We start from the raw sequence: 3,673 nt of genomic DNA on the forward strand, positions 1-3,673 counted from the left end.
GGTGCCGAGCACGTCGTCGGCCTCGAATCCGGCGGCGCCGCCGGTGGCGATGCCGGCCGCGGCGAGCAGGTCGAGGATCGGCGGCACCTGCGGGGTCAGGGCGGGCGGGACCTCCTCGACGGTGCCGTCGGACCCGGCGGCGACCCGATGCGGGTTGGAGGTGGGCACCGCCGCGACCCGGTACGCCGGTCGCCAGTCCAGATCCAGGCACACCACCATCCGGGTGGGGCGGTGCCGGCGGAGCAGCGAGGCCACCCTGTCGACGAAACCGCGGATGGCGTTGACCGGCCGGCCGTCCGGCGAGGTGATCGATTCGGGCAGCGCGTGGAATGCGCGGAACCACAGGCTGGCGGCGTCGAGCAACATCAACGAATTCGGTGGCGTCTCGGGTGCGGTCACGGACCACATCCTGCCATCCCGGGCCGCCCACTACGCTGGGTCCATGAGCCCTGCCGCCTCCCGCTTCCCCGCCGCCCGCTACGGTGAACGCCTCACGCACGCCGCCGGTCTCGGCGCCGCCGCCGGACTCGACGCGTTGCTGATCACTCCCGGCCCCGACCTGCGGTACCTGCTGGGGTCGCGCGCCGAATCGTTCGAGCGGCTAACCTGCCTGGTGGTGCCCACCGACGGATCCGCCGCGACGGTGGTGGTGCCGCGGCTCGAGCTCGCGGCGCTGCGCGACTCGGCCGTCGCCGAACTGGGTGTGCCGGTGCACGACTGGGTGGACGGGCAGAACCCGTACGCGCTGGTGGCCGATCTGGTGCCGGGCAGCGGGCACATCGCGGTGGCCGAGGCGATGCCGGCGCTGCACCTGGTGCCGCTCGCCGCGAAGTTCGGGGCCGTGCCGGTGCTGGCCACCGAGGTGATCCGGCAACTGCGCATGATCAAGGACGCCGACGAGATCGAGGCGTTGCGCCGCGCGGGCGCCGCCATCGACCGGGTGCACGCCCGGATGGGGGAGTGGCTGCGCCCGGGCCGCACCGAAGCGCAGGTGGCCGCGGACATCACCGCCGCGATCCTCGCCGAGGGGCACACCGAGGCGGCGTTCGTGATCGTGGGGTCCGGTCCGCACGGCGCCGACCCGCACCACGAGGTGTCCGACCGGGTGATCGCCCGCGGCGACATCGTGGTGATCGACATCGGCGGCCCGGTCGAACCCGGCTACAACTCCGATTCGACCCGCACCTACAGCATCGGCGACCCCGACCCGGCGGTCGCCGCGCGGATCGCGGTGCTCGAGGCCGCGCAGCAGGCCGCGGTGGCGGCGGTGGCCCCGGGGGTGCGCGCCGAGGACGTCGATGCCGCGGCCCGCGACCTGCTGGCCGCGGAGGGGCTCGCCGAGGCGTTCGTGCACCGGACCGGGCACGGCATCGGATTGTCGGTGCACGAGGAGCCGTACATCGTGGGCGGCAACACCGAACCGTTGCGGCCGGGCATGGCGTTCAGCATCGAACCGGGCATCTACTTCCGCGGCGAGTGGGGTGCCCGCATCGAGGACATCGTGGTGGTCACCGCCGACGGCTGCGAATCGGTCAATCGGCGCCCGCACGAGCTGACCGTGCTGCCCGGCTGACCGGCGCGTAGCGCAGCAACGCGTTGTCCGAGGGGGGGTCGGCCCGGCGCGTGGCGCTCGGAGACGACGACCTTGTCGCTGCGGGCCAGGGCTGGGCAAGTTCACGTGCCGTGACCTCTCGGCCGGGCCCATCGTAGTGGCCGTCGAGGGACACGTTGCTGCTGATGCCGACGCGACGCAGGGGCGGTTCCCGTCCTCCGCTTGCAGACCGGTCACGGACGACGCGTGGTAACGACGCCGCGCGAGCGATCGCGTCAGACCGTGAATACGCTCCGCAATGCGTCCGGCACGTCGCGGTAGGAGCGGATCGTCCGGCACTTCCCGCGACCGAGGTGTGCGAGGTCGCGCCCCAGGTCGGGATCCTTCTCTCCGCTGACGTCGAGCAACACGTCCAATCGCGGCAGCGTGGTCGCAATCGTCCGCGGGTCGGGACCGGCGTTGTGAACACAGTCGCTGAGCAGGAGCACCCTTCCCTCACGGAACGGAGTGTTGCCCAGTTCTTTTCGGCAAACCTGCAGGGCAAAGGCCACATTGGTCAGTCCTCGTGCGGGCACCCGGAGCAGCAGGTCGAGCATTGCGTTCGGGTCGAGGCGTCGCCCCAGTGGGGAGAGCACTGCCGCGTCCGACCAGAACGCGATCACCGCGAGCCGATCACGCTGCAGTGCACCCGTCAGCGCGCCGACAGCAGCGGCGGCAGTGCGGATCCGCTCGCCTTTCATCGACCCGGAGACATCGATGGCAAGCACCACCGACCGTCGTGCGCGCACGCGTTCGCGCACGACGATGTCGTCGTCTTCGGGGAACGGCTTTCCCGCGATAGCCCGCACCGTCGCGTCGAGGTCCATCTCGGAGGAACCTCCCCACCAGCGAACGCTCGTCAGGTCCCCGACGCCGCGCCGAGCACGCCTGTCGCGCGGGGGCGGCGCGAGCGCAAGACGGCGCGCGATGTCGTGGGAGCGGCGTCGCGTGAGCAGGTCTGCGGCGGACTCGTCGAACTCCTCGAGGGCGATCACCTCCCCGGTTTCCCCGGTGTCACCACTGGTGGGGGAGTCGGGGAGTTCGGCCGGTCCGGCCCGTCCACGAGTCCGTTCTGCGTCGACCAGCACCAGGGCGCGCCCGGAGCCACTGGAAGGCCGGTACACCGTCGGTTCTTCGTCGAGTTGTTTCGGCCGCCGTCGCAGCGGTTTCATACGCCGCACTCCCGGGGATTGCCGGCGGGTCAGCGGGGAATCCGCCTCGACGGCTCTTCAACCGGGTTTGGCCGCAGATGGATTGAGCAGGAAGTGGTCTTCCCATACCTCATGGAGCACTGCCTCCGGCGTCGCTGCCAGTGTCTCGTCGACGTGGATGCGTCCCGATAGCGCGACGAGCAGGGCATCGAGCACCACACCGGTGTAGTCCGCGGGTAGGTCGCGCGGTGGAGTGAGTGCCGGCGCTTCGGGCAGCGCTACGTCACGCAACGTGGCCAGTTGCGTCGCGATCACGGTCAGGTCGATGGCGCCTCGGACGCTGCTGCCCTGACGGACGTCGTCACGTTCCCGGGTCGCCCGGGTGAGGGCGACGGCGTCCGCTACTAGACGGGCAGACTCGATTCCGGTGCGTTGCACGACGATTCCGCGTTCCGCCTCGGCGTCCTGGTAGCCGATGGCGATGCGGCACAGCCGGTCGTGCACCGAGTCGGGAAGCCGGATGGTGCCGACATTGTCGAACGGGTTCATCGATGCGACGATCCTGAACGTGGGCAGCGCCTCGACCACCCCGACACGCGGCACCGCGATCCGCCGCTCGGCCATTGCCGTGAGCAGGGTATTGAGTGTGTCCTCGGGCGCACGGTTGAGTTCCTCGATGTAGAGGAAACCGCCGGTGCGCATCGCTTCGACGAGGGGACCGGCGACGAAGTTCCCGGCCGAGTAGTCTTCCCGAAGCACTCGCGACGGATTGTGGTGGCCGACCAGCTGTGTCGGCGTCAGGTCGGCGTTCCCCTCGACGAACACGAAGGGGATGCCCCATTCGGAGGTGATGGACCGGAGCATCGTCGATTTGGACGTCCCCGGCGGACCTTCCAGCAGCACGTCGCGTCCCGCGGCGACGGTGGCGAGC

Annotated in this window: 3 protein-coding genes and 1 pseudogene; 1 reads left to right on the forward strand and 3 read right to left on the reverse strand. The window is 70.7% G+C overall.

The window, feature by feature from the left end; all coding sequences use genetic code 11:
* Positions 1 to 408, reverse strand: a pseudogene (locus Q8814_RS24995) (flap endonuclease); the annotation flags it as partial.
* A 34-nt stretch (positions 409 to 442) separates the two neighbouring features.
* Between Q8814_RS24995 and Q8814_RS25000 the strand changes: the two are divergent.
* On the forward strand, positions 443 to 1,573 hold the full coding sequence (locus tag Q8814_RS25000; RefSeq protein WP_330154652.1) for a M24 family metallopeptidase: 1,131 nt from the start codon (positions 443 to 445) through the stop codon (positions 1,571 to 1,573).
* A gap of 254 nt (positions 1,574 to 1,827) precedes the next feature.
* Here the strand turns inward: Q8814_RS25000 and Q8814_RS25005 are convergent, their stop codons facing one another.
* Together Q8814_RS25005 and Q8814_RS25010 are read right to left on the reverse strand one after the other, a co-directional pair.
* A complete protein-coding gene (locus tag Q8814_RS25005) occupies positions 1,828 to 2,763 on the reverse strand; it encodes a vWA domain-containing protein (RefSeq protein ID WP_330154653.1) in 936 nt (311 codons plus the stop codon).
* A gap of 57 nt (positions 2,764 to 2,820) precedes the next feature.
* Positions 2,821 to 3,673, reverse strand: an 853-nt coding sequence (locus tag Q8814_RS25010; protein WP_330154654.1) for an AAA family ATPase, incomplete at its 5' end; no start/stop codon positions are given.

Source organism: Rhodococcus chondri (genome assembly GCF_036327435.1).
Classification (GTDB): domain Bacteria; phylum Actinomycetota; class Actinomycetes; order Mycobacteriales; family Mycobacteriaceae; genus Rhodococcus; species Rhodococcus chondri.